General features: G+C 41.3%; 27 protein-coding genes. 11 read left to right on the top strand and 16 right to left on the bottom strand.

What is annotated here, in order from left to right; all coding sequences use genetic code 11:
• Positions 1 to 285 precede the first annotated feature (285 nt).
• Entirely contained in the window at positions 286 to 966 is a 681-nt protein-coding gene (locus CYLST_RS28600) for a tetratricopeptide repeat protein (protein WP_041233985.1), read from the top strand.
• Positions 967 to 1014: 48 nt separating this feature from the next.
• Here CYLST_RS28600 and CYLST_RS28595 read toward each other — a convergent pair whose 3' ends face one another.
• The 5 genes from CYLST_RS28595 to CYLST_RS28575 form a co-directional block, all read right to left on the bottom strand.
• Positions 1015 to 1923, bottom strand: coding sequence for a peptidoglycan-binding domain-containing protein (locus CYLST_RS28595; RefSeq protein WP_015211226.1), 909 nt, complete (start codon positions 1921 to 1923; stop codon positions 1015 to 1017).
• A 259-nt stretch (positions 1924 to 2182) separates the two neighbouring features.
• A complete protein-coding gene (locus tag CYLST_RS28590) occupies positions 2183 to 3931 on the bottom strand; it encodes an NAD+ synthase (RefSeq protein WP_015211225.1) in 1749 nt (582 codons plus the stop codon).
• Between the two features lie 96 nt (positions 3932 to 4027).
• Positions 4028 to 4774 carry an NUDIX hydrolase gene (locus CYLST_RS28585; RefSeq protein ID WP_015211224.1) on the bottom strand — a complete coding sequence of 249 codons (747 nt, stop codon included), beginning with the start codon at positions 4772 to 4774 and terminating at the stop codon, positions 4028 to 4030.
• Positions 4735 to 5334 carry a nicotinate-nucleotide adenylyltransferase gene (locus tag CYLST_RS28580; protein ID WP_015211223.1) on the bottom strand — a complete coding sequence of 200 codons (600 nt, stop codon included), beginning with the start codon at positions 5332 to 5334 and terminating at the stop codon, positions 4735 to 4737. Before CYLST_RS28580 ends, CYLST_RS28585 begins: the two co-directional genes overlap by 40 nt.
• On the bottom strand, positions 5331 to 6758 hold the full coding sequence (locus CYLST_RS28575) for a nicotinate phosphoribosyltransferase (protein ID WP_015211222.1): 1428 nt from the start codon (positions 6756 to 6758) through the stop codon (positions 5331 to 5333). The genes CYLST_RS28580 and CYLST_RS28575 overlap by 4 nt, the downstream gene beginning before the upstream one ends.
• A gap of 263 nt (positions 6759 to 7021) precedes the next feature.
• Between CYLST_RS28575 and CYLST_RS36880 the strand changes: the two genes are divergently transcribed.
• The 4 genes from CYLST_RS36880 to CYLST_RS28560 all read left to right on the top strand — a co-directional run bounded on the left by CYLST_RS36880 (position 7022) and on the right by CYLST_RS28560 (position 8055).
• Positions 7022 to 7198 (top strand): DUF6888 family protein, encoded by a 177-nt coding sequence (locus CYLST_RS36880; RefSeq protein WP_015211221.1) that lies wholly within the window; start codon positions 7022 to 7024, stop codon positions 7196 to 7198.
• Positions 7198 to 7413 (top strand): DUF6887 family protein, encoded by a 216-nt coding sequence (locus tag CYLST_RS28570; protein ID WP_015211220.1) that lies wholly within the window; start codon positions 7198 to 7200, stop codon positions 7411 to 7413. Before CYLST_RS36880 ends, CYLST_RS28570 begins: the two co-directional genes overlap by 1 nt.
• Positions 7414 to 7640: 227 nt before the next feature.
• Positions 7641 to 7853 carry a hypothetical protein gene (locus tag CYLST_RS28565; protein ID WP_015211219.1) on the top strand — a complete coding sequence of 71 codons (213 nt, stop codon included), beginning with the start codon at positions 7641 to 7643 and terminating at the stop codon, positions 7851 to 7853.
• Positions 7834 to 8055, top strand: coding sequence for a type II toxin-antitoxin system RelE family toxin (locus tag CYLST_RS28560; RefSeq protein ID WP_015211218.1), 222 nt, complete (start codon positions 7834 to 7836; stop codon positions 8053 to 8055). Before CYLST_RS28565 ends, CYLST_RS28560 begins: the two co-directional genes overlap by 20 nt.
• 55 nt (positions 8056 to 8110) lie before the next feature.
• Here CYLST_RS28560 and CYLST_RS34925 read toward each other — a convergent pair whose 3' ends face one another.
• The gene (locus tag CYLST_RS34925; protein ID WP_157162651.1) at positions 8111 to 8272 is read right to left on the bottom strand and encodes a DUF5615 family PIN-like protein; all 162 of its coding nucleotides are present in this window, start codon (positions 8270 to 8272) and stop codon (positions 8111 to 8113) included.
• The gene (locus CYLST_RS28555) at positions 8269 to 8499 is read right to left on the bottom strand and encodes a DUF433 domain-containing protein (RefSeq protein ID WP_041233324.1); all 231 of its coding nucleotides are present in this window, start codon (positions 8497 to 8499) and stop codon (positions 8269 to 8271) included. Before CYLST_RS28555 ends, CYLST_RS34925 begins: the two co-directional genes overlap by 4 nt.
• Before the next feature lie 308 nt (positions 8500 to 8807).
• On the opposite strand from CYLST_RS28555, the gene CYLST_RS28550 reads away from it, so the two are divergent.
• Positions 8808 to 8960, top strand: coding sequence for a hypothetical protein (locus CYLST_RS28550; RefSeq protein ID WP_015211216.1), 153 nt, complete (start codon positions 8808 to 8810; stop codon positions 8958 to 8960).
• A 114-nt stretch (positions 8961 to 9074) separates the two neighbouring features.
• Here CYLST_RS28550 and CYLST_RS28545 read toward each other — a convergent pair whose 3' ends face one another.
• Positions 9075 to 10493, bottom strand: a complete 1419-nt coding sequence (locus CYLST_RS28545) for an LCP family protein (RefSeq protein WP_015211215.1) — start codon at positions 10491 to 10493, stop codon at positions 9075 to 9077.
• Positions 10494 to 10759: 266 nt separating this feature from the next.
• Positions 10760 to 11152 carry a hypothetical protein gene (locus CYLST_RS28540; protein ID WP_015211214.1) on the bottom strand — a complete coding sequence of 131 codons (393 nt, stop codon included), beginning with the start codon at positions 11150 to 11152 and terminating at the stop codon, positions 10760 to 10762.
• A 109-nt stretch (positions 11153 to 11261) separates the two neighbouring features.
• Between CYLST_RS28540 and CYLST_RS28535 the strand changes: the two genes are divergently transcribed.
• Positions 11262 to 12440, top strand: a complete 1179-nt coding sequence (locus tag CYLST_RS28535; RefSeq protein ID WP_015211213.1) for an AI-2E family transporter — start codon at positions 11262 to 11264, stop codon at positions 12438 to 12440.
• A gap of 110 nt (positions 12441 to 12550) precedes the next feature.
• Here the strand turns inward: CYLST_RS28535 and CYLST_RS28530 are convergent, their stop codons facing one another.
• The gene (locus CYLST_RS28530) at positions 12551 to 12796 is read right to left on the bottom strand and encodes a hypothetical protein (protein ID WP_015211212.1); all 246 of its coding nucleotides are present in this window, start codon (positions 12794 to 12796) and stop codon (positions 12551 to 12553) included.
• Positions 12797 to 13245: 449 nt separating this feature from the next.
• Positions 13246 to 14841: a S8 family serine peptidase gene (locus CYLST_RS28525; protein ID WP_015211210.1), complete on the bottom strand. Its 1596-nt coding sequence runs from the start codon at positions 14839 to 14841 to the stop codon at positions 13246 to 13248.
• Positions 14842 to 14976: 135 nt separating this feature from the next.
• Between CYLST_RS28525 and rpe the strand changes: the two genes are divergently transcribed.
• Positions 14977 to 15684 carry a ribulose-phosphate 3-epimerase gene (gene rpe / locus CYLST_RS28520; RefSeq protein WP_015211209.1) on the top strand — a complete coding sequence of 236 codons (708 nt, stop codon included), beginning with the start codon at positions 14977 to 14979 and terminating at the stop codon, positions 15682 to 15684.
• An 867-nt stretch (positions 15685 to 16551) separates the two neighbouring features.
• On the opposite strand, the gene CYLST_RS28515 is transcribed toward rpe, so the two are convergent.
• Positions 16552 to 16734: a CsbD family protein gene (locus CYLST_RS28515; RefSeq protein WP_015211208.1), complete on the bottom strand. Its 183-nt coding sequence runs from the start codon at positions 16732 to 16734 to the stop codon at positions 16552 to 16554.
• Between the two features lie 366 nt (positions 16735 to 17100).
• Positions 17101 to 17499 (bottom strand): hypothetical protein, encoded by a 399-nt coding sequence (locus tag CYLST_RS28510; protein ID WP_015211207.1) that lies wholly within the window; start codon positions 17497 to 17499, stop codon positions 17101 to 17103.
• A 320-nt stretch (positions 17500 to 17819) separates the two neighbouring features.
• On the opposite strand from CYLST_RS28510, the gene uvrB reads away from it, so the two are divergent.
• Positions 17820 to 19817 carry an excinuclease ABC subunit UvrB gene (uvrB, locus tag CYLST_RS28505; protein WP_015211206.1) on the top strand — a complete coding sequence of 666 codons (1998 nt, stop codon included), beginning with the start codon at positions 17820 to 17822 and terminating at the stop codon, positions 19815 to 19817.
• A gap of 127 nt (positions 19818 to 19944) precedes the next feature.
• Here the strand turns inward: uvrB and CYLST_RS28500 are convergent, their stop codons facing one another.
• Together CYLST_RS28500 and CYLST_RS28495 are read right to left on the bottom strand one after the other, a co-directional pair.
• Positions 19945 to 20508: a hypothetical protein gene (locus tag CYLST_RS28500; protein ID WP_015211205.1), complete on the bottom strand. Its 564-nt coding sequence runs from the start codon at positions 20506 to 20508 to the stop codon at positions 19945 to 19947.
• Positions 20509 to 20530: 22 nt separating this feature from the next.
• On the bottom strand, positions 20531 to 20860 hold the full coding sequence (locus CYLST_RS28495) for a hypothetical protein (protein WP_015211204.1): 330 nt from the start codon (positions 20858 to 20860) through the stop codon (positions 20531 to 20533).
• Between the two features lie 305 nt (positions 20861 to 21165).
• On the opposite strand from CYLST_RS28495, the gene CYLST_RS28490 reads away from it, so the two are divergent.
• A complete protein-coding gene (locus CYLST_RS28490) occupies positions 21166 to 21633 on the top strand; it encodes a DUF6209 family protein (RefSeq protein WP_015211203.1) in 468 nt (155 codons plus the stop codon).
• 84 nt (positions 21634 to 21717) lie between these two features.
• On the opposite strand, the gene CYLST_RS28485 is transcribed toward CYLST_RS28490, so the two are convergent.
• A complete protein-coding gene (locus CYLST_RS28485; RefSeq protein WP_015211202.1) occupies positions 21718 to 22356 on the bottom strand; it encodes a tetratricopeptide repeat protein in 639 nt (212 codons plus the stop codon).
• 927 nt (positions 22357 to 23283) lie between these two features.
• Here CYLST_RS28485 and rfbB point away from each other — a divergent pair.
• Entirely contained in the window at positions 23284 to 24378 is a 1095-nt protein-coding gene (gene rfbB, locus CYLST_RS28480) for a dTDP-glucose 4,6-dehydratase (RefSeq protein ID WP_015211201.1), read from the top strand.
• The last annotated feature ends 12 nt before the right edge of the window (positions 24379 to 24390 follow it).

Here is a 24390-nt window from a genome sequence, read left to right as displayed (position 1 = left end):
TGATCTTATCTTGATTATGAGCAACAAAGGATGATTATTGCCAGATGAATCTGAAAAAAACAAAGTCCCATAAGCCACCAGTTATATCTGCGAGATCTATCTGAATTCTGGATACTTTACACTCGGCTTTACCGTAGATACTCTGAGTCATCTTTCTAATCTGAGGAGACAAAGCTTACCAGTTTATTAATATATCGTAAAGGTGAACAAATACAGTTTTCAAAACGCAATATTTTTGTTTTAATGTACAAGAAAAAAGCTCCTGATGATTATCCAAAATTGACTATGTACAAGCAAGCATCATTTGTAGTTAGTGTGTTATTATTAGGATGTTTCGCCACCACAATACCCTCGATAGCACAGGCTGAGGTATTGATGGCGCAAGCCAGTAACTCTGAATTAAAGCAACTGCTGGAAGAAGGGCGGAGGCTTGTAAATGCTGGGGATTATAATGGAGCGATCGCTATTTATCAGCAAGCTGCCAGTCTAGCTCCCAAGAATGCCAAAATTTACTCCGGAATTGGCTACTCCTATGCTCAACAAAATAACTTCCCTCAGGCTTTAGCTGCTTACCGTCGTGCGATCGCCATCGATCCAAACAATGGTGATTTTTACTACGCTGTGGGTTATATCAAAGGTAATCTGGGAGATACACCTGGAGCTAAGGAAGCTTACCGTCGCTCCATCCAATTGAACCGCAACAATGTTAATGCCTATTTGGGATTAGGTGTGACGCAATCAACTTTGGGTGACTATCAATCAGCGATGTGGGCATACGAGCAAGCAATTAGCCTCGATAAGAACAATGCCCGCACTTATGAGTTGATGGGTTCAATGTTTAAGCAGCGACGGCAAACCAAACAAGCAAACAGCGTGCTGCTAAAAGCACGTGATTTATATCGGCGGGGCAATGACGCAGATAGCGTGGATAGGGTAGAAGCGATGCTGCGACAGTTAGGTGTGTAAAACAGGTAATGAGTTTTATCCATTACCCACTACCTATTACCAATTACTTCATTTAGGGAACTTTTTTAATAAATCATCCCCAGGAATGATTGTGGTGTAGAAAACATAATTGCGATTAGCGAGATAGCGGCGGTCTTGCTTAATAATCGCCATAAATTCTCTATGTCCCTCACGCCTACGTCCCACTAAACAACCTGCGCTGGCAAGGCGAATATCATTCTGGGGAAAATCAAAGCCGTAGTGTTGATTCACATAAAAATTATCACCTTTATCAAGTTTGTCGCCAGTCCGTTTAAAGTCTTTGTTGAAATCTCGACAAACAGTGATCTCTCCAACTTGCACTAATGCTTCGTGAGGCTCTGCGGTGCCGTGGGTGCCAACAGCCCAAGCTTTGTATTGCCCAAACTGAATCCTAGCAGCGCCTTTGGGATTCATCGGATTGTAAGTGTAGTACCTGCCTGGTTCCGTAGTCGCTTGCCAGCTATTCACCATTTTGGGAGTACCATCTACTACTTCAATGACAATCCTTTGATCATTAAATTGATTGGGTGTATCACTGTTAAGAGTCCAGTCCCCATCTATTCCTTCTACGTAAACAATATTGTATTCTTTAGGATTAGTGAATACTTGATACTTTTCTGCCAGCATATACTTCAAAATCCTGCTGGCAATGTCGTTACCTAGTTTTAAGGGGGGTTTTGGTAAGTCTTCTGGTTTGGTTTCAATCAGTTTTTTGGCTGTGACTGCTCCGATAAAGTCAGTCTCTCCAGTTTTTGTTAATGCTTGAAATTTCTTGAGAGATGCCACAGAAACAGGGCCAAATTTAGCATCGGCTGGAGGTTCCAGCAAATTTAAACCAATTAACAGTATCTGAATCTGACGAGATAAATCTGCGTCTTCAGCGATCGCCTCAAAGCCCCATTTATTAGTTGTTCCCAGAAAATCTTGTAGTTTCATATTGCACCTGCTTTGATGAACATATTTGTAAATCCAAATATGGTTTTCAGAGTTGATTATGTTTGAAACTATACAAGTTTAGCCAAATATCGTCAATATTTTGCCGATTAATTGATGATTCGACGCAGATGATCACTGAATACTTAAATCCCAGCCTAATAGTGTATTAAAAACCTACTTATTAATTAATTTTAGGTAATCGGTAATCGGGTATAAGCGAAGAATTACTGATTACTTATTGTCTAGACAATACCAGCAATTACTTAATTCGCGTCTGGGCATCTTGTCCGTCCCAATAGACTAAGGTAGGAGTAGGGATGGTTTGATTCTGGTAGGTATTTTTTACAGCTACCCAGTTACTAGCAATTGGCATTCGCCAACCAGTACCAAAAGCGCGATCGGTGATTTTCAGTCCGGGGGGTGCTTGTCTGCGCTTAAATTCAGCACGGGCTACCATCTGAATCACTCTATCTACAACAACTGCATCGTGACCGGCGGCGATAATTTGGGCTGCTGATTGGTGGTTGTGAATCAGGTGTTGCAAGATATCGTCTAAAATTTCGTAGGGTGGTAGGGAGTCTTGGTCAATTTGACCCGGTTTGAGTTCAGCGCTGGGTGCTTTAGTGAGGATGTTTTCTGGGATGATTTCGCTATGACGATTTAACCAATGGCAAAGTGAATAAACGCGGGTTTTGGGAACGTCAGCAATGACTGCTAACCCACCATTCATATCGCCGTAGAGGGTGCAGTAACCGACTGCCATTTCCGACTTGTTGCCGGTAGATAAGAGAAGATAGCCAAATTTATTAGCGATCGCCATTAATAAATTACCGCGAATCCGGGATTGCAGATTTTCCTCGGCGATGCCAAACTCAGTACCGGTGAATAACTCAGCTAAACTTTGGTCAAAAGATTGCATTAACCCGCCAATTGGTAAGATATCGGTCTTGATTCCCAGATTTTCGGCTAATGCCAAAGCATCGCTGATCGAATGTTCGGAACTGTAGGGGGAAGGCATCAGGACACCGAAAACGTTTTCTTTACCGAGTGCATCTGAGGCGATCGCCGCAACTATTGCCGAATCAACCCCACCACTTAAACCCAGTACAACTTTAGAAAAGCGACATTTGCGGGCATAATCGCGCACTCCCAAAACTAAAGCGTGCCAAATTTCCTCATCTTCTGACTGGTATGCAGGTGCTACCGAACCCAACTGCAAATCTCGCTGCACCTCGTCAAATTCAACTACTAGCAAATCGGTTTCAAACCCACGGGCACAACAGATCATCTCACCTTGACGATTCAAAGCAAAACTGTAACCGTCGAAGATTAAATCATCATTTCCCCCCACTTGGTTAGCATAGATGATTGGTTGTTGAAAACGCCGGGCACTATGCCTGAGAATGGTTTCCCGAAACTTCTGCTTGCTGACAGTGTAGGGCGAGGCAGATAAATTTACAATCAAATCCACACCGATATTTGCTAAATCAGCAATTGGATTGATTGCATAACTTCGTTTACCCCAAAATTCTTCATCGTTCCACAAATCTTCACAAATAGTGATGCCGATATTGATCTTATCCAGGGTGAAATGATTAGCTTGCGAACCTGGTTCAAAATATCTACGTTCGTCAAACACATCATAGGTAGGCAAAAGCCGCTTGTGAAAAATTTGCTTGATCTCTCCTCCTGCTAACAACGCAATGCTGTTAAATAAAGTTTTGCCGCCAGTAACGTGCGCCTTTAAATTTGGGACAACAGTTCCTACTAATACAGCTAAATTGGGCGGTAAATCTCTAGCTAATTGTTGCAATGTGATGTCCATTGCTTCGACAAAACTAGGATCTAACAATAAATCTCTTGGTGGATAACCGCATAATGATAATTCTGGTGTTAATAACAAACGCGCACCCTTTGATGCTGCCTGAAGTGCCGCTTCCAGAATTTTTTGGGCGTTGCCTGGTAAATTACCAATTATAGGATTAAGTTGAGCGATCGCAATTTTCATTTTTGTAGTTTGATTTAAGATTTTTTGTAATTTAGATGTGGTTTGACAGAAGTGATCAAATAGGGCGGGGGAAAGATATCCCCCACGACCGCAGAGTTAAATAAACACCAAAGGTTTATCTTTTAAGGGGGCAAAAGCCTCGGCATCAAACTTATACAAACTAGCGGGACGACCTGCACCCCGCGAAACCTTGGTTCCGGTATCAGATAAAAAACCCAATTTGAGTAGACGCGCCCGAAAATTAGAATAATCTGCGAAGTTGTCTCCTAGAACTGTGGTGTATAACTGATATAAATCATTCAAAGTAAACAATTCTGGCAAGACTTCAAAAGCTACCGGACTATACTCCAATTTATTTCGCAACCGCCTGTGTCCATAGGACAGAATTTCATTATGGTCAAAAGCTAATTGCGGTAATTGCTTGACTGGGTACCAAGCAATGCCTGTAACTTTATCAGCAATTAATTCTGCTTCCTCAAATCTCACCAAAGCAAAGTAACTAACTGATAGATAACGCACTCCATAACTATCAGTGTCTTCTCGTGGATCGCGATTGGGCCCACCAAAGGTATACAATTGCTCTAAATAGAGATTGTTGACCTTGATTTTCTCTGCCATGATGCGATAGGCTGCATCTTCTAAGGATTCTCCTTGACGGACTAAAGTACCGGGAAGACTCCAATAATTGAGAAACGGTTTTTGCTGTCGCATTACTAAGAGAACTAACAGCCGATTTTGTGCCGTATCAACAGAAAAAATTATATTATCAACGCCGACTTTGAAATCAGCCAAAGGTTGTTGATTTAGCAGAGTTGGAATCTTTTTTTGCTGGCGTCCTGGCATTTGTACAAATGCTCTCGATGAATATAGGCAACTACAGGGGGTGTGATGGCTCTCGTATCTCCTTGTGTACGAAAGGCCGTCGAGGAAACATCTAGACCAGTAAATAAGGCGATCGCAATTTTCCCTCCCAGATTTCTGATTTTCTCTAAAACAGACTCGTCTATTGGATATCCTGGTCGGGGTACTACCAGCAGCTTCACTTGGTTTAGCAAATCTGCAACCTGATACCAACGCGGTAGCTGACTCAGTAAATCTGAACCGATTACCAACGTATACTCAGCATCTTCTCCCCAACGAACTTTAGCTTTTTCTAAGGTTTCCAATGTCCTCAAACTACTTAATTCCTGTTCCAAAGCAATGTTCTGCTGTGGCGCATTGATATCTGTAATTAACAGTTGTAGCATTGCCGCCCGATGAAGCAAAGCAGTTTGATGGGACTTAAAGGGATTATCTGCTGCCCAGACTGCTACCCAATCATAACTCTCAGACAACCACTTGAGAATTTCCTGGTGTCCAGCAGTTGGCGGATCGGCACTAGTACCAAACAAAGCAATTCTCATAATTTACCTCTGTGTCTCTGCGCCTCTGTGGTTTGTTTCTGCGTTTCCTTGATCAATTCCTGCAATGCTTCAGAAATCTCGACTTTTACAGAAATCGGCTCATGCAAACGCCTTGTCTGTTCTGGTAAACTGGCAACTGAGGCGGCGGTACGTTGACGAATTGTCGTTAAAGTCTCAGGCGATCGCACCGATTCACCTTCTTTCACTATCAACTGCAACAGAGGTTGTTGATCAATAGGACTTTCACCGACTAACCCCAACCGATCTGTTTGTACCTTACCTTCGACATAAGAGCGAAAAATCTGCTTTCGACCTGGATAAGTAATTTTGCCACTGGACTGTTTCATTACTGGGATGCCATCGATATCTACAAGTTTATAGACTCCATTCACAGGCGAACCTGTAACCAGTTTAGTTCCCAGTCCATAACCATCAATTTGGGCACCTTCGGCTTTGAGTCGGGCTATTTCCCATTCGTCCAAGTCACCGCTAGCGAAAATGGAGACATGAGGCAGTAGCGATCGCACTTTTTTAGATAAGGTAACTAAATCTCCTGAGTCTAACCTCACCCCTGTTAATTCGATTTCGCCGGAATTTACTTTTTCTGCTAACGTCTGGGCAGCTGCAACTGTATCGTAAGTATCAATCAACAATGGCGCACCGGGAAAATATTGATGAAAGGCGCTAAATGCCTGTTCTTCAGTGCCTTCGATGGCTGACAATGCCATCACTAAAGCGTGTGCCATCGTCCCGCTTGGTAATTGTCCCAGTTTTAGCGCTGCTAACACATTTGAGGTGGCATCTAATCCACCTGCTAAAGCCGCCCGCGCCGCCCACAAGGAGCCTTGGGGACTAAAAGCGCGTCGGGTGCCAAATTCCAAAAGTCTGGCATCTTTCCCCGCAATATCGCGCAACCTTGCTGCCCTAGTAGCTATTAAGGTTTGGTAATTGATCGTATTTAAAAGGTAAGTTTCCACCAGTTGGGCTTGCCACAGGGGTGCTTCCACCCGTAATAATGGCTGATTGGCAAATACGGCTGTCCCTTCTGGTACTGCCCAGACATCTCCGGTAAAGCGTCCCTCGGCTAAAAGTGACCAAAAGCGTTCCGGTGCTTGAGCAAAAATTCCCGTTGCTTGTAAGGCTGATATTTGCGAAGAACTAAAGCGGAGTTTGGCTAAATATGCGATCGCTTGTTCCAACCCCATCGCGATTAAATAACCAAAACCCTCTGGTAATCGCCTAACAGATAACTCAAAGCTAGCCCGTTTTTGTTCTATACCTTCACCTGTGTAACAAGCTGCCATCGTCAACTGATAAAGATCAGTCAACAGGCTGTAATCTTCAGCACAAAGGTTTAAATCTTGGTTCTGGTAGCTTTGGTGATTATTGGTTTGTACATAGCCCAAATCTGACAAGGTTCTCATAAAAGAGCGTCCTGACAAGAATGCTTTTGATTTATGGTAGAACCTACCATAATTATTGTCAACTCCTGGGCGAATAATTTTGGAGACTCTCGCCAAACCGTATATTTACAGGGTATTTATCAGCTACTTAACATTTATTAATGGTAAATCCCAATAATTAACCCTCTTCTAATGATTTACGTCACTTTTAGGCAATATGTGGAATACAGCAATGCTAAAAGGTCGAGTGTTAGAATAAGCAGCGTGGGTCGTGAGTATCTGGGATGCCTACTGCTGCTCAATTAGAGAGTTTGTATCGCCTTAGTTATCAGCTGACATATCTTATGCTTCAGCCTATATATCTTATCTGCGTTGATAACAGAACTCGTAATGTATACATTTTAGCTGGATATCACGAAGAACTGGAATTTCAAATCGTACCCAATGGAGAGGTATTTTGATGAGTCAAGTTAACTACGATGCAATGTCCGATGTTGAATTAAAGCAGTACTTTCTCAAAAATCGCCAAGATCAAACCGCTCTTCAGGCATACTTAGATAGACTCAATCAACGTCCACGCGCAGTTATTGCAAGTCCGGGAGATCCCGATTTTGATGAAAAAATTCGAGCAGCAATTCTCAAACAGTTAGAGGTGGCAAAAACTAGTAGTCAGTAGAAATTAATCAAGAGGAATCCATTAAGATATTTATCCAAGCTACTGATATTGGAACATTAATTATTAAAACACCTGAAACTCTGGGTCCGTCCTCGCATTGCTGGTACTAGAGTTTCTATTCACCTCATTACAGCTATTCCAGATTAACTGTAGGAGCATAAAAAATATCTACATTTTTCTGATCAATCAAAAGACTGGATATTTTTATCTTCAAAAGGAGACCACTAATGGAAATTCAGGAACTTAAAGCATTAATTAAAGAGAGCATCCGCGAAGTTTTGCGAGAAGAAAGACTGTTACTCTGCCAAGTTCTCATACCCTACGTGAGTGAAGAAGAACAAGAGGAACTGAATGCAGAATTCGGTTCACCATCAGACTATGAAGCTGAAGAATCAGTTGATATGACAGATTGGGTGAGACATGTCCATAAAATTCCGTAAGAACGCAATTAAGTTCTTAGAAAAGGCAAATATTGAAGATATTGCTAGAATTCAGGAGAAACTCAATCAACTCCTGATTTTTGTTGAGGAACAAGGAATTATTCCTTTCACGGAACTTGATATTAAAAAGATGAAAGGAGATTGGGAAGGATTTTATAGACTGCGTATTGGTAAAATCCGCATTATCGCATTATATTTATAGTTAATATTGATTCTGCTGAAGTCGAAATTTACACAATTGGCGCAAGAGGAGATATTTATAAATAAAGGTATTGCTTCAGAAAACTAGCAAATTCCCATATTTCAGTATCAGTTCTTTCTTCCATCCCCTGAAACTGAACATGGCTAGAATTAGGAAAAACATCTGCTAATCGAGTCACTAACTTGCGACTCAGATTTTGGTCAAAAAGCAGCTTCAACCAGCACCTACCGACGCAACTAAACGATGTTCACGGTCAGCAGCAAATTCCAGACAAGCTCTAATATCCGCTTCTGTTAATTCTGGGAAGTCGTCTAATATATCGGTATGAGACATACCAGCAGCTAACCAGCCTAGAACATCGTACACTGTGATTCGCATCCGTCGAATACAAGGCTTGCCACCGCGCTTATCTGGCTCAATTGTAATAATATCGTGATAGCTCATGGTAGTTATAAACTGCATAGTATTTCTCTAAGTGTAGAACAGCTTAAAAAAATATCCAATCGGTAGGGACACAGCATTGCTGTGTCCCTACAAGTCTATGATTACTGGATAATTTATTTTTTGGTATTCCCTTAGCTGGAGCATACTGACAATGTAGATTACCAAGCTTATTGATAAAGTATTGCAAAGTTATCTGAAAATTGATTGCAGAGATTGTCAATATATTGAGAATATGAGCGCGGGGAGAATATCAGCACTACAGTATAAATATCACAAACAAAGGCTACTTTTAAAAGGAGTCTAATATTATGGCTATTTCCAGAATGCTTGCCAGCATAGCCCAGTATCTTTCTGAAGCTGCAATGCGGATTTTTAGCCCAACTGATGATGCTTATCCTGTTATTGGTGTACAACCTTTTACCGGTGATATTTATAAGCAAGGTACAGCCGACTCTTGGTAGATGCTGACGTTGCATTAATTAACATAATTTTAGTAGAGTGTAAAATAAAGGCGTGAGGTTTTTTCTCACGCCATTCGATTTTTTGACACAGCCCATGTCTAAAAACCGCATAACTTAGGGTTGGGTAGAGTTCTGGAGAATAGATTGTTGTTGCAACCAATCTTGACCTACCTGGATACTAATATCTGAGCCGATATTACCAGTACTTTCTACGCGCACTTCTCCAAACCCCAAAGTGTTGCGAATTGATTCGGCGCTGTCGCCATCTCCTTGTTGGGCAACAACGTGAGTCACTTCTAAAGGTTCACCCAATGGTCTAGAAACAAAGATGTTGCGATACCCAGCTTTTTCCAGCGTTCTAATCAGGGGTCGCAGACTTGAGCGATCGCCACCTGTGCTATCTTGAATTGCGACTCGTAAGGAACCTGGTTCAGTTACCTCTAGTGATTCTGTAGTTGTACTTAATCCAAAGTGCTGGGCCATTACTTTAGAAATACTTTTTTTATTGGGCACCCAATAGCTAGCATCATACTCGCCGTTTTCACTAAAGCGACCTGGTAACATTAACATCTGCATATTCGAGCGATTTGTTCGCACCCCGAAACCGACTAACGCCACTAACTCTTCAACCGTCAAGTTGGTATCAATGTTTTCTTTGACTACTTCGAGAATTTCGGGTAATTGAGTCAAGGTTGCGGGGTTGAGAGTTTGCTCAATCAAGGCCCGCATCACCGACTGCTGGCGTTGAATCCGACCGATATCTCCGAGTTCGTCATGGCGATAGCGCAGTAATTGCAGGGTTTGCTCGCCGTTGAGATGCTGCTTACCCGCCTTCAAATTAATATATAAGTGCTGGGATTCATCCCGATATTTCATATCTTTGGGGACGTAGTATGTCACCCCACCCAAAGCATCAATCAGTTTACCAACGCCCAAAACATTAATCCGCACATAGCGGTCAATACCCACCCCATCTAAGAGGTTACTGACTGTTTTGGCAGTCAAGGCTGGCCCACCATCAACGTTAGCAGCGTTAATTTTTTTTCTTCCATGTCCTTCAATCTCTGTACGAGTATCTCTGGGAACAGAAAGCATAACTATTTTTTTCGTGTCTGGATCAAATTTGACCAAGAGCATCACATCGGCAAGACCATCAAAGGAATTTACCTGGGGTAGATAACCAAGATTTTGAGCGTCAGGGGGAGGGTTTTGCACATCTGGCGGGAGTACACTCATTCCCATAACTAAGATATTCACAGGGCGAGTTAATTGTGAAAATCGCATCCCGTTGCCAGAAATGCGATCGCCATCAAATACCGCCTCCTCTTGTGGACTAAGCTGGGCTTGCTGCAAAGGCGTACTGTCCCAGGAAACCGCCAATAGCGCCCCCGCCATTCCTGACACCATTGCAATACCGCCCATACCCACCGCAAACCACAGCCAGCGTCCAGATTTTGAATTTCGATAATTTTTGCTTCTGGATTTAGTTTTTGCCGATTGGTTATCTTCTGCCGATGTTCTTTGACTGGTCACAGAATTCCTCACACTTAACTGCTCAAATTCGCTAAATTTGTAAACTCAATATATGCAGACAAATCAACTCATAATAGCTAACTCTTGATTAACTGTCGTATTAACCACAACATTTATAGGGATCTTTCTACTGTTTTGCTGCCAACCCGGAGATGTTGATTGAAGTATGGCAATAATAAACCGGATTTGACCAGAGTCGTTGGTAGATAATTTCTAATTTGTTGCTACACAAGTAAAAATACTGTCAAAACAATCACCCTAAAAAATTAAGACAAGTACTTACCCAGCAAGCGATTAGCAAAGTTACTCACGAATGGTAAGCGCACAGACTTGCCCTGAATCAGGCGAAAAATTAACCAGACACTGACTAAAAAGTAGCCAGATGTGAAAAAGCTATTGAGGATTAACAGACGTAGTGTGAAAAATTCTGAAGTTGCTGCCCCGGTTGTTAATAAGAGGTATACCAACATCCAGATAAGCCCCAAACTTGTAGACAGACGACTCACGGCCACTTGTTCCCGACTGCCCTGACGGCGATAGAGAGTCCACAGAGACGGGAAAAAGCCAATGACAGGAATCAAGTACAAAAGCAGCAGTCCTTTAGAGGTGACTGCGTCTTCATCGGTTGGCGGATTGCCAATTGGTTGGAGATTTTCCATGTTGGTTAGAGTCTAATCCTAAACTAAAAGGATGAATCACAGTCATTAAGTTAGAGATAATAAGCTGTAAAGAGAATTCTATTTAGTTGTATCGCGCAATCAGCTGAAAATGCAGACACGCAAGCTACTCGACTGGTGGCAGACACTCACACCAATAGCGCAAATCGGGGCGATCGCGCTATTCGCACCGCTGTTAGTTCTTAATGGTTGGGCGCTTTCGGCAATTTTTAGTTACTTTCACTCTCTGATAGTCATTTTAGTCGGAGCCTCGGTGCTAGCATTTCTGCTCAACTACCCCGTTAGTTGGATGGAACGTCACGGTGCTAGGCGAGAACCAGTTGCTATCTTAGTATTTTTATTGGCTTTATCCATTTTATTGGCGTTGGGTGTCACCCTCTTTCCTCTCGCCCTTACCCAAGCACAGCAACTCGTAGCCCGCTTACCAGAGTTGATTGACTCTGGACGCTCTCAGTTAATGATATTAAATGAGAAAGCAGAAAATCTAGGCTTACCAATAAACCTTGATGCTCTTGTAGTCCAAATTAACGATCGCGTCAAGGGGCAATTACAAGCGATCGCCGGACAAGTTTTGAATTTGGCTGTAGTCACATTCACTAGCCTGCTAGACTTCTTGTTAACAATGGTTTTGACTTTCTATCTGTTGCAACATGGAGATGAACTCTGGCAGAGTTTAGTCGAATGGCTACCCTCAAGATTTCGCGTGCCTTTCTCGAAAACGGTACGCCTCAGCTTTCAAAACTTCTTTATCACCCAGTTGATTTTATCTACTTGTATGGCATCTGCCCTCATTCCCAGCTTCTTGTGGTTGAAGGTGCCATTTGGGCTGCTATTTGGGTTAACTATTGGAATTATGGCCCTCGTCCCCTTTGGCGGTTCTGTAGGTATCGCCCTAACTACTTCGTTGGTAGCGCTGCAAGATTTCTCGATGGGGGTGAGGGTGTTGGTAGCAGCAGTCATCGTCCAGCAAATTCTCGAAAACATAATTGCCCCCCGTATTTTAGGGAGTTTTACTGGTTTAAATCCAGTTTGGATTCTGATTTCTGTCTTGACTGGGGCGAGAATTGGCGGACTTTTAGGTGTGATTGTGGCGGTTCCTACAGCTGTTGTGATTAAAACTGCTTTGAGCGCTATCCGTATTCCTGCCCCTAGCAGCGACATCCATGAAGGCTCTATGATTGGGGAAATAGCTGCACCCGTAGCACCCGCAGAATCTTCTCAAGCTGAAGCCAAAAATCCTCTAACTATTTCCGAAGCTACGTCACCCTAGAGTCGTTAATGCTGCAAAATTCTGGCTTTTTGAATTTTTAACCGAAAATTTTGAGCGCAGTCCCTACCTAGAATTGTTGATTTAGGTGGGGTGCGTTGAAGCCAAACTGATCAATTTTTGTCATTAACATCAATGATTTTTGGCTCAGAATTGACTGTTTTTTTCGACAAGGGAAAATCTGAGCTAGGTAGAGGAGATTGGGCCAGGGCACTCGTACTACTATCCATCGAGGAATAGCCTAATACGCTTAACAGCACGACGCTGGCAGCTGCCAGGGCGTAACGTCTTCCTAAACGCACACCGTAACGTCTTTGCCGGAAATTTTCTCTCTCACCACTAAATTTCTGCCGATTCATTCCGCTACCTCACTTACCAAATATTTTTAGCTATCTATAAAGCTAGACGCTAAGTGATGTGTCAATGATTCACTATCGCATTTACAAGTAAATAAACACTTGATGGTTACAGTTTTGGTAACAGTGAGTATCTCTGAGGAATTAAACACTTGTTAGTTGTTGGTTTTTAATTGAGGCGGTGATGTTACATAATTGCTAAAACCCTTGATTATCAAGGGTTTTAGATTTTTATTTGATAAATGTATTATAGACTACGGAATCACAAAATAACTGTTCTAGTTTGTTTATGGTGCTCATGAATTTGATGATTTGGTCATCTGTTTGGCGGTGAATTTCTCTCTTATATTTAGAAGTTTCACTTCCGGGATAAATACTTTTTTGCATATATCATATAAGCACAAAAAGCGGATGTAGGGTCAAACCCCACATTTATCGGTAGACTTCGGATTTCACTTTGCTGGTACAGTCCACCAAGCTAAAGCATAGGGTTGAGTGGCTTCGTTTACCTGTTGGCGAAACTGGACGCGGATTTTGTAATTGCCAGCAGCAGGAACGGGGCAAAAAATATGTTCTACACTATCGATTTGGCTGATTGAGGAGCAAGCCGTACCAGCATCGGTTTTTTTGGCATCAGCTTTTACTAAGTAGAGGTCAAGGTTATTCAAACCGCGATCGCTAAAATTCTCACCTGCATCATACTGCTGGTTTTTATTTTGATCATCTAGTTCGACCAAACGATCCCAAGTGAGGGTAATCGCCACAAAACTTTTTTGCTTTAACGGTTTGAAGAAGGCATATTCAACAGCAGCCCCGGCATCAACTGTGTGATAATCCCAACCAATAACTGGGACTGAGGCTGATGGCTGCCATTGACCGGGGCTAAATTGCTGATAAGCGCGAAATGCATTTAAATGACCCGTTCCCATTTGGGAATCTAAGGGAATTTTGGGATTTTGGTAGGTATCGGTTGCTAACCAGTCTTGATTTTGTTTATCAATTAATGTCCGAGTCATTCCTAGCCGCAAACCATCGCCGCTATCTTGAATTTTATCGGCTGAATTCAGCAATACAGCTTTCATTACTTGATGATGCCGAGAATCAGTAGTCCAATTCGGTTGTTTTGTCCGCAGTTGTCCATCACCTAATTCTTGTAATAAAGCCACAGTAGCTGTAACGTGAGGCGCAGCAAAACTTGTACCTGTAACCTTATTTTGCCTACGATCTAAATTAAGCACAGGAATGTTACTCCCTGGTGCAACTAAACTAATGGCGCGGCGTTCACCCAGATTAAACTCCTTACCAGCTAGGCGCTGATTAACTCCTGGATTAGTACTCGCCAGATTAGAAACATCTACTTTATTAAAAATTCCCCCGCGCCGGGATGAAAAAGCCACGTTGACTCCGTTAAAATTATCGGTAGGAATGGGAATACCGCCCTTACCCTGGTTGCCTGCGATCGCATACACAACATCATGAACGCGACTAGACCAGTCAATACATAAGGTTAGTAAAGCATTGCCATCTAAAACAGCCTCCGGTCTTGGGTCGCGGTTCAGGGGTTCGCCAAAGCTGAAGTTAATGGCACGGACATCGCCGCCGTTCTGTAAGGCTACGTGCTGCGCCGATAAACACTCTTCTGGCTGTCCCATGTTTTTCGTAGAACCCACAGCAGATGAATACAGTCTTGCTCCTGGGGATACTCCCGGTAAGGCTTTGTCTGTACTCACCATCACACCAGCAACATTATAGGCGTGGGGGTCAACACCGCTATTTGACTTAGCTGGCCCATTGCGTAAAAATACCGCCACTGGTGATATGGCACGATTCTTCGCTCCCGTTTTATCCCACCCGAACATTCCCGGACGCCCAATTTCCACCTGACCAATGGCAATTTTGCGCCCGATTAAATTGTAAGGAGATTGGTGTAGTTTCAGCGCATCAATGCCCTGACTTCCCAAAGAAGATCCTAAAGCTGAAGCAAACACTGGCAAACTCAAGCAGGAAACACTCAATCCCCAAATTACCCAGGTTAGTTTGTTGCCCATTATCAGTTGTCTGTTGTTGGTTGTTAATTCTTATTCTCCCTCCCTGAATCACAATGGCGGGATCAAAGTTATGAGCATGGACTCAATATTTTGTTACAATGCCTACAGACGAGGACGCTTAAAAACCCACCAGCCATGACCCAAAACCTATCTAAAAAGCCCATTGTGATTTCTCCATCCATCTTATCAGCCGACTTTAGTCGCCTAGGTGACGATATTCGCGCTGTAGACGCGGCAGGAGCAGATTGGATTCATGTTGATGTAATGGACGGTCGTTTTGTACCTAATATTACGATAGGCCCTCTGGTTGTGGAGGCGATTCGTCCCATTACAGCAAAACCACTGGATGTCCACTTGATGATTGTGGAACCAGAAAAGTATGTTGAGGGTTTCGCCAAAGCGGGTGCTGATATTATCTCTGTACACGCCGAGCATAATGCTTCGCCCCACCTGCATCGCACACTCGGACAAATCAGAGAACTCGGTAAAAAAGCTGGAGTTGTACTTAACCCCGGTACTCCTCTAGAGCTAATTGAATATGTCTTAGATTTGTGCGATTTGGTGCTAATTATGAGCGTCAACCCCGGTTTTGGTGGTCAAAGCTTTATTCCCACAGTAGTGCCCAAAATTCGCAAACTGCGCCAGATGTGTGATGAACGCGGTCTTGATCCCTGGATTGAAGTGGATGGGGGACTGAAGGCAAATAATACCTGGCAAGTTTTGGAAGCGGGAGCTAATGCGATCGTCGCTGGTTCCGCTGTGTTTAATGCTCCCGATTATGCCGAGGCGATTACCAATATTCGCAACAGCAAGCGTCCTGCACCAGAATTAGCGGCTGTTTAATCCATTTTTTGAGCGATTTGCTCCAAAAAAAAGAAGGGTGGTTATTTTCCACCCTTTTTTTCTAGATTTTTATTTTGGACTGCGGTAGTTATTTGCGACTATACAGCCACTTAGCCGCAGCGATGCTGATCATCCCTGCCACTATGGGATTGCTCCGAAACTTGAGAATACATACCTAGCTACTGTTTAAAGTGGGTAATTTCCGAAATGGTACGTGGTATTGCCAGAAGACCAAAGGCTTGAAATTTAACACAATTAATCAAGCTGTACCGGATGAATGTTGTTTATATTTGTGTGTAATTCAATTTAAAGAGCGCCGCGTCTAGCTAGAAAAATTTTGACTTTAAAAACCATCACCTACTGAGCAAAGGGGAATTGATTCGGGTATAGCTGCGACTTAGAGGATGTTTGAAAAGTTTTTGGTGATGTGTTAAGCACCAGCAGATACCCCTAAATCCACGCCAGTCGCTCATGGGGAGCCACTGCGTTGGGCGGCTCCGCCGACTTGAAGCATGTGGCGTGGAGACCCCCAAGACCGCGCTGGCTCCCCGAACGGGGGACTTTAAGAAGTTTTACCCCCCTTGGAAAGGGGGGCAAGGGGGGATCTCGATCAATTTTGATACTTTTTAAACAACCTCTTACAGTCAAATCCTAAGTCAGATTTACGCCTTTATAGACTAATAACGCTCAATGAGGATATCAAAATAAAAACTTGCTAAGGTTGGATTGATCTACAAAACCCAAACAAACACGTATTTGTTGGGTTTTGCGATTATTTCACCCGTTACTGAACCTCAAATGTTTTTAACTGAAATGAGCAGTATTGGGTCATAGACTTAGATTTGCTGCCAGAAAATACTACAAATCTTAATCAAGCTTTTTTCTGACATTATCTTTCACGTCTTCAACAGCGTGACGTACTTCACTTTCGGCTTGCTTCGCTTTACCTTCAGCTTTATCTTGTGGATCTCCAGTCACATTTCCTAGTGCTTCTTGGGCTTTACCCTCAATATTTTTAGCTGTGGCTTTGGCCTTTTCTTCTAAACTCATTTTGCTCTCCTGATTTTATAAAAAATATGTTTCAAAGCTGATGAACAACTTTGAAATTATTTGTTGTCTCCTTTACAAAGTAGCTTAAAGTTTTTGCTAAAGCCTTCCGTCGTAGGGTATATTAGCTATATATATAAAAAGAGAGATAACAAGAGCTAGTAAATGTATGCTATTGTAGAGCCGACTTGCAACTAGAGTTTTTGCTTAATTTAGACGTTGCCATCTAGATAATCGCTTGCTCAGGGTGCTATCTGAGCAAGTTGGATTTCTACCAAAATACTAATTCTTGGCTCTGGACTTTTTAAATAAAAAAATCGGTTTCGTGAAGAAACCGATTTAATAAATTTATAAAGATGATATCTTTTTCTAATCTAAAAAACCCATCAAAATTGCCGAATCATCAATATCGTTTGATGCCATTGGACGATTACCGAACGACGTATAGCTTTCAGAAATTACCAACGAACTTGAACTAATTGGACGAATACCAGATAAGTTAATACTGCTAACGATTTCAAATGTATGGGCACCAATTGGACGAATCCCCATTGAGTTATAGGTTTCAACTACTTGCAAACTACTGGCGCTAATCGGACGTAACCCAGCGGCTGAGAATGTTTCAGCGATGTTCAAGGCACTGCTGTCAATGGAACTAACTCCAGCAACGGCGAGTGTCCCTTGAGCATCCTGCACTGGCTGTTCAGTACCTGGCTCGACTTGATCTGGATTAAAATTCTGATCTTGGTTATTTGTGTCTTCCACCATTGTTTCTCCCTTGGAATTGGCAAGTTTTGCCGAAAACTAATTGTTTTGCCAGTGCTGCTAATACTCATAACTCAACACATCTGGCTTGTTAACTGAATTTTACAATAATTAAGTAAAGATAAATTTTTTTCCTATATTTATGAGAGCCTAACCTGAAAAAATCACTTAAAGCTATAAGTATTTTCAATACTGACATATAAGTAAAAATGAATAATTACTTTTTGTAAAAAATTATTACTATTTATGAGTTTGTCTAACTCGGTGCAAAGGTTGCCTGGTGGAATCGTTACTATGAGATAGGGTATTCTCGGCAAAACGGTATGGCAGAATTTGGTCTTCAAGCTCCCTTTGCTCCGACTGGCGATCAACCAAATGCGATCGCACAACTCGTTACTAGCATCGAAGCAGGTAATCGTTACCAAACGTTACTGGGAGCTACAGGAACTGGTAAGACATTCTCAGTAGCAGCAGTGATTGAGAAAGTGGGAAAACCTACCTTGGTGCTGGCCCATAACAAAACCTTGGCGGCACAGCTTTGTAATGAGTTGCGGGAGTTCTTCCCGAAAAACGCCGTTGAGTATTTTGTCAGCTACTACGATTACTATCAGCCAGAAGCTTATATTCCCGTCACCGACACGTATATTGAGAAAACGGCAGCGATTAATGATGAAATAGATATGTTGCGGCACTCAGCGACGCGATCGCTATTTGAACGCCGTGATGTCATCGTCGTTGCTTCCATTAGCTGCATTTACGGTTTGGGAATTCCCGCCGAATACCTAAAAGCAGCCATTCCCCTGCAAATCGGCATGGAAGTTAATCAACGTCAAATTTTGCGGGATTTGGCATCAGTGCAATATAGCCGCAACGATATAGAAATGGGACGGGGAAAGTTTCGCGTCCGGGGTGATGTCTTAGAAATTGGCCCCGCTTACGAAGACCGAATTATTCGCGTTGAGTTTTTTGGCGATGAAATTGACGCAATTCGTTATATTGACCCGGTGACAGGTGAAATTATCAAAAGTTTGGAAGCAGTGAATATCTACCCTGCGCGTCACTTTGTCACCCCAGAAGACCGGTTAGAAGTCGCTTGTCAGGACATCGCCGCCGAATTAAAACAGCAAAAATTAGCATTAGAAGCCGATGGCAAATTATTAGAAGCGCAACGCATAGATCAGCGGACACGCTACGATTTAGAAATGTTGCGCGAAGTCGGTTACTGCAACGGCGTAGAAAACTATTCTCGTCACCTAGCAGGAAGGCAAGCCGGAGAATCACCAGAATGTTTAATTGATTATTTTCCTAAAGATTGGCTATTAGTAATTGATGAATCTCATGTCACCGTGCCGCAAATTCGCGGCATGTACAACGGCGACCAAGCCAGGAAAAAAGTTTTAATAGATCATGGTTTTCGCCTTCCCAGCGCTGCTGATAACCGTCCTTTAAAAGCCGAGGAATTTTGGCAAAAAGTCAACCAGTGTATTTTTGTTTCTGCTACCCCCGGAAATTGGGAATTAGAAATTTCTGAAGATCATATTGTTGAGCAAGTAATTCGACCGACTGGAGTAATTGACCCAGAAATTAATGTCCGGCCGACAGAAGGACAAATTGATGATTTGTTAGGAGAAATTAAAGATAGAGTTGACCTCCATGAACGAACGCTGATTACCACATTAACCAAGCGGATGGCGGAAGATTTGACCGAATATCTGCAAGATAAGGGAATTCGGGTCAGATATTTGCATTCGGAAATTAATTCAATTGAGCGCATTGAGATTTTGCAGAATTTGCGCGAAGGTACTTTTGATGTCTTGGTTGGGGTGAATTTGCTACGGGAAGGTTTGGATTTACCAGAAGTTTCCCTTGTGGCGATTATGGATGCAGATAAAGAGGGTTTCTTGCGTGCAGAACGTTCTTTAATTCAAACTATTGGACGTGCGGCGCGTCACATTCGAGGGAAAGCCATCATGTATGCTGACAATTTAACAGGTAGCATGATTAAAGCCATTGATGAAACCGACAGACGGCGAGGAATTCAAATGGCGCACAACCGGATGCACGGAATTACACCGCAACCGATTATCAAAAAATCAAGTAATGCGATTTTGTCTTTCTTGGATGTATCTCGGCGGTTGAATGCAAGTGATTTGAAAATCGTCGATGAACATATAGATGAATTACCGTTAGAACAGATTCCGGCGTTGGTTACCCAGTTAGAAGCGCAGATGAAAGAGGCGGCGAAGAAGCTAGAATTTGAAGAAGCGGCCAAATTGCGCGATCGCATCAAGCATCTGCGAGATAAAATGTTGGGACGTTAACCTGAATCTTATGCTCACCAATAACTTTTAGGTTAGTGATGAAAAACCATCGAAGATTCCCCCAAGCCACGCCAGTCACTTATGGGGAAACCAACAAAACAATACTGGCTACCCTTAAAAAGGTAGCTTAATTTCCCCAACCCTCTTTTAAAGGAGGTCGCTGTATGTGCCGGGATGGAGGAGTCTTAACTGAATAGGATCGAGAAATTGGTATGATAAATTCAGATCCTTCTTCAAAGGAAATATAACCTTTATTAACAGCCATATTAATTAACCTAGCTAAGAAATCTAGTAACTTATTTAATACTTGCTGATTATCTAGCAAAAAAGTCTTTTGTTCAAGTGAGTATCCATACTTTTTCCAAATACATTTTATTTGCCAAAAATCTATAGGTTGTAAATAAATTACCATAGAGCTTTCAGGAAATTCTAACTCAATATTTTTACCTGACAATAATAGAGATACTTTTTCGGGTAATTCATCCAAAACTAGAATTATATCCGGATCTAGAAATAATTCTTGTTCTTCGCATCCAATTTCTAATAAGATTTTATAGTTATTTTCAAAGCATAAACGCTTTAGTCCCATTTCTAAATGAGAAAGCTCTCCTAATGGATCTTCAGGAGGGAGAAACCAGTTCTTAAAACAAGGTTCTAAGAATTGAAGAGAAAAGTTTTGAGTTTGATTCACTTATATCTCTCCTTGGGAATTTTTACAGTATGAACCTATTTAGAACAGGATATGAAGAGTTGAGAGTTCCATCATTATTTCTTTGAACAAATGCACGAGTTACATTTTCAGTTATAGTTCCATCTAAATGATACACTCTGCCAATAGGACGTTTGAAATCAATTATGTACCTGCCTGAATGTTTAGGTATAATCTGTTCGGCCTTTACCCAGTCCTCAGCATTTAACCATTGACCCTGGTAATTTCTTGTACTGGCTACTCTTCCCTTTAACTGCTCTTTTAACTCTTCTAATTGACCAACATTTAAAACATCATTTGGTGGGCAATTCCCTGCATAGAAATCATCTACCACCCTTTATGAGGCAATCGCATTCTGCAACTCAGAGCTTACAAGTCTGTGTAGTACATTTGCAACTGGGGAAGTTCAGCTTAATGGAAAAATGCACGCATTGCGATTGCTCGATAAATATTTTGTGTCCAGTCTCCAGTGCTTTAAGTATTGATTCTGAATTCTTCCTTAACAGTCCTGTTTAACTTTCTTAACTTTCCTTGAATTCTCGCTATCATACTGAGAATATATTGTTGTATTTGTCGGTTTAGTTGATTGAGGCAAAAACCTTCGTCAGGCAAGTACATCAAATTAGAGAAAATCAAATCATGAAAATTTTTCAGTTCCTTAAAAAATCTCTGGCGCTTTTCTTAGTTGTATTCAGCTTGTCTTTTGTGTTTGTTAGTCCTAGTTACGCAGTTAGTTCTGCGGAGATTGATTTTACTAAAGATTGGCAAGAAAACGTCACAGGTCAATTAGCTCCAAGCGGTCAATTAAAAATCATTTATGACGAAAGCCGATTAACTTGCCGACGAACAAATTATAGAGGTATACCAAGTTGGCAAATTCTGGCTGGTTTTCAATTTGAAGATAATGGACAAGTTCAATATAAATCACTCAGAAAAAAACAAGATAATTTCCTCACACCTCTAGAAATTGATATTCCGTCAAATGCTCAAAAGCTGAATATCTGGTTTGAAAATTATGGATATGATCCATATGACACTTCTGAGCAAAATGATATTCGTTGTTATGACAGTGATTATGGAAATAATTACAACTTCCAATTGTCCTAAAAAGTCGTTCACAAAATAATACATGGGACAGATCCCAGAATTTATACTAAATTCTGTACGACTATCCTGTGTCTGAAGAACAAGCTACGCGAGCAAACTAATATTTTCCCATCCCCGCAGATTTTTATGCACCTGCGCTAAGTACCACATATAATCATCAATTTTGTAATTATCAGCAGCTTTAACTATATATTCCTGAGCCAAATCAAGATTATTCTCGACTTCGTAATATAATCCTAAGTAAAGATGACTGTAAAACTTACCTTTTAAACCTTCTAATTTCCCAATATTTAAAACATCATCATGTGTGCAATTCCCTGCATAGAAATCATATATAGACCGCATAATTCGCCGGGGGTCATTTTTTACATTTAATAGGGAATTCCGCGCTTGTAGTACACCCTCATCGCGAGCTATGCAAAGATATTGCCAGACTGTTTCTTCTACATCTTGAGCATTTACTGTTAAATCTATTTCAAATTGTTGAGCACCTTCGGCAAATCTTTCGGCGTAATAATAAGATAGACCACGTTGCCAAAGGTAGGGTTTAAGACGAGAATCTAATTGTTCTGCGGTGTCAAAATCTTGAATCGATTCTGCAATTTTGGCAAGTTGAAAATTAACCATCCCTCGACGAATGTAAGCATTAGAATTTTGCGGGTGATTATGGATGGTATCGTTCCAGCGTTGGAGTTGATTTTCTAGGGAGTTGGTAAAAAACATGAGTTTATTGAGCTTAAACAGCAGGGTTCATTTATTTAGAGACGTTGCCTGCAACGTCTCTACTTTATAGGACAATTTAGTTAAAAAACAACTTAATACTCTGGCAAACTTGTTCAAGTTCGGTAGGAGTTAATCCTTGATAAATAGGTAAACTCTTTGACTGGTATCAATGTTGTAATCCTATTTATAGTTCGGGAAATTCAAGCTAGAAACCAGTAGCCTATACCGCTATATTGTAACATTTTTTAAATCTACTTTGATAGTCTGACTCATCAAGTTAGGGAATACCAAAAAATAAATTATCCAGTAAACATAGATTTGTAGGGACACAGCATTGCTGTGTCCCTACCGATTGGATATTTTTTAAATTGGAAGTCCCTTACCTAGCTCCCAACAGCTATTAAATATTATCTATCTTATGCTACTATCACTGCCTAATTTTATCTTAAGTATTTTTTAATTAACTACTTAACTTTCTCTTCAACCCTATTACAGTATAATTTTATCTGTCTTAACGTTCCCCTCATTGTTGTAATTAGCCATTTTTTTAGTCTCCCTTATGTTTATTTAATAAATAGGTTTTTGCCAATTTAGCCTCATTTGAAGATGATATTGGTATAGTGAGATAGCTAATTTCCTCCTATGACTTTCATCATTTAGACCAGGTTAGTCTCGCTTCAGAAAATAAAGAGCACTAGTTATTTAAGGGTCACTTACTAGGCAAAAAAGATTTTTTTAATTTTCTTTCTAATTAGAAAACAGAAAAAGTAGTATAGGTATAAAGATGTCATTAATTCTACGCGGCAGCTATCTCTATTTTTTACTGATTAGTTTCGCCAACTAGCTACCCTGTTAAAAGCAGACAGCAGGTAGGTTTACTGCTCCTTATTTTCAGAGAGTTACTAATCAAAAATCAGATGAACCGAAATGCAAACAATTTTAGTAACTGGTGGACTTGGTTTTATCGGCTCTAACTTCATTTTGAAGGCTAGAAAAGAACAGTGGGCTAATATTATCAATTTAGATAAGCTAACATACGCCAGCAATCCGCAAAATTTAGCAGAATTGCAGGATGATTCAGCATATCATTTTGTCCGTGGAGACATCGGTGATCTTGAGTTATTGTGCAGTCTGCTAGAGCAGGATCAACCAAATGCAGTTATTAACTTTGCTGCTGAGAGCCATGTTGATCGCTCAATCCTCAGTCCCCAGGATTTTATTCAGACTAATATAGTAGGAACATTCCAACTTTTAGAAGCAAGTAAAATCTATTGGGAAAAATTATCCCCACAAAAACGAGAACAATTTCGTTTTTTACATATATCTACTGATGAAGTATATGGCTCCTTAAGTCCGACAGATCCAGCTTTTCGGGAAGATACTGCTTATGCTCCCAACAGTCCTTATTCTGCGTCAAAAGCAGGGTCTGATCATCTTGTAAGAGCTTACTTTCAAACTTATAATCTTCCCACTTTAATCACTAACTGTTCAAATAACTACGGACCACGCCAGTTTCCCGAAAAACTGATTCCTTTGATAATTCTCAACGCTTTGCATGGCAAACCTTTACCAGTTTATGGTGATGGACAGAATATTCGAGACTGGTTATATGTCCTAGATCACTGCGAAGCCCTCTATCAGGTTTTGGAACACGGTCGAATTGGAGAAACCTATAATATTGGTGGTAATAAAGAACAGACAAACATCACAGTTGTTGAGAAAATTTGTGCGCTCCTCGATGAGTTATTATCTAAACCCAACTTCAGCCACTCTTCTCTGATTACTTTTGTCAAAGACCGTCCTGGTCACGACCGACGCTATGCAATAGATTGTAGCAAAATCTGCTCTGAATTAGGCTGGCAGCCAAAGGAGGACTTTAATAGTGGTTTATTAAAGACAATTCAATGGTATCTGAGCAATCAAACTTGGGTAGAGCAAGTTCAATCAGGCGCTTACCAAACTTGGATTCAGCAAAATTATCAAGACAGAATAATAGTGCTATCACCAAGAGCGGAACCCTAAACCATTTGAGGA

Source organism: Cylindrospermum stagnale PCC 7417 (assembly GCF_000317535.1).
Taxonomy (GTDB): Bacteria; Cyanobacteriota; Cyanobacteriia; order Cyanobacteriales; family Nostocaceae; genus Cylindrospermum; species Cylindrospermum stagnale.
Note: the sequence above shows the minus strand (reverse complement) of the source record. Positions and strands in the feature narration are given on the sequence as shown.

Excerpts from the sequence above, each read along its gene's own strand:
- CYLST_RS28600 (WP_041233985.1), top strand. The coding sequence starts at position 286 with ATGTACAAGCAAGCATCATTTGTAGTTAGTGTGTTATTATTAGGATGT.
- CYLST_RS28595 (WP_015211226.1), bottom strand. The coding sequence starts at position 1,923 with ATGAAACTACAAGATTTTCTGGGAACAACTAATAAATGGGGCTTTGAG.
- CYLST_RS28590 (WP_015211225.1), bottom strand. The coding sequence starts at position 3,931 with ATGAAAATTGCGATCGCTCAACTTAATCCTATAATTGGTAATTTACCA.
- CYLST_RS28585 (WP_015211224.1), bottom strand. The coding sequence starts at position 4,774 with ATGCCAGGACGCCAGCAAAAAAAGATTCCAACTCTGCTAAATCAACAA.
- CYLST_RS28580 (WP_015211223.1), bottom strand. The coding sequence starts at position 5,334 with ATGAGAATTGCTTTGTTTGGTACTAGTGCCGATCCGCCAACTGCTGGA.
- CYLST_RS28575 (WP_015211222.1), bottom strand. The coding sequence starts at position 6,758 with ATGAGAACCTTGTCAGATTTGGGCTATGTACAAACCAATAATCACCAA.
- CYLST_RS36880 (WP_015211221.1), top strand. The coding sequence starts at position 7,022 with ATGCCTACTGCTGCTCAATTAGAGAGTTTGTATCGCCTTAGTTATCAG.
- CYLST_RS28570 (WP_015211220.1), top strand. The coding sequence starts at position 7,198 with ATGAGTCAAGTTAACTACGATGCAATGTCCGATGTTGAATTAAAGCAG.
- CYLST_RS28565 (WP_015211219.1), top strand. The coding sequence starts at position 7,641 with ATGGAAATTCAGGAACTTAAAGCATTAATTAAAGAGAGCATCCGCGAA.
- CYLST_RS28560 (WP_015211218.1), top strand. The coding sequence starts at position 7,834 with ATGTCCATAAAATTCCGTAAGAACGCAATTAAGTTCTTAGAAAAGGCA.
- CYLST_RS28555 (WP_041233324.1), bottom strand. The coding sequence starts at position 8,499 with ATGAGCTATCACGATATTATTACAATTGAGCCAGATAAGCGCGGTGGC.
- CYLST_RS28550 (WP_015211216.1), top strand. The coding sequence starts at position 8,808 with ATGGCTATTTCCAGAATGCTTGCCAGCATAGCCCAGTATCTTTCTGAA.
- CYLST_RS28540 (WP_015211214.1), bottom strand. The coding sequence starts at position 11,152 with ATGGAAAATCTCCAACCAATTGGCAATCCGCCAACCGATGAAGACGCA.
- CYLST_RS28535 (WP_015211213.1), top strand. The coding sequence starts at position 11,262 with ATGCAGACACGCAAGCTACTCGACTGGTGGCAGACACTCACACCAATA.
- CYLST_RS28530 (WP_015211212.1), bottom strand. The coding sequence starts at position 12,796 with ATGAATCGGCAGAAATTTAGTGGTGAGAGAGAAAATTTCCGGCAAAGA.
- CYLST_RS28525 (WP_015211210.1), bottom strand. The coding sequence starts at position 14,841 with ATGGGCAACAAACTAACCTGGGTAATTTGGGGATTGAGTGTTTCCTGC.
- rpe (WP_015211209.1), top strand. The coding sequence starts at position 14,977 with ATGACCCAAAACCTATCTAAAAAGCCCATTGTGATTTCTCCATCCATC.
- CYLST_RS28515 (WP_015211208.1), bottom strand. The coding sequence starts at position 16,734 with ATGAGTTTAGAAGAAAAGGCCAAAGCCACAGCTAAAAATATTGAGGGT.
- CYLST_RS28510 (WP_015211207.1), bottom strand. The coding sequence starts at position 17,499 with ATGGTGGAAGACACAAATAACCAAGATCAGAATTTTAATCCAGATCAA.
- uvrB (WP_015211206.1), top strand. The coding sequence starts at position 17,820 with ATGGCAGAATTTGGTCTTCAAGCTCCCTTTGCTCCGACTGGCGATCAA.
- CYLST_RS28490 (WP_015211203.1), top strand. The coding sequence starts at position 21,166 with ATGAAAATTTTTCAGTTCCTTAAAAAATCTCTGGCGCTTTTCTTAGTT.
- CYLST_RS28485 (WP_015211202.1), bottom strand. The coding sequence starts at position 22,356 with ATGTTTTTTACCAACTCCCTAGAAAATCAACTCCAACGCTGGAACGAT.
- rfbB (WP_015211201.1), top strand. The coding sequence starts at position 23,284 with ATGCAAACAATTTTAGTAACTGGTGGACTTGGTTTTATCGGCTCTAAC.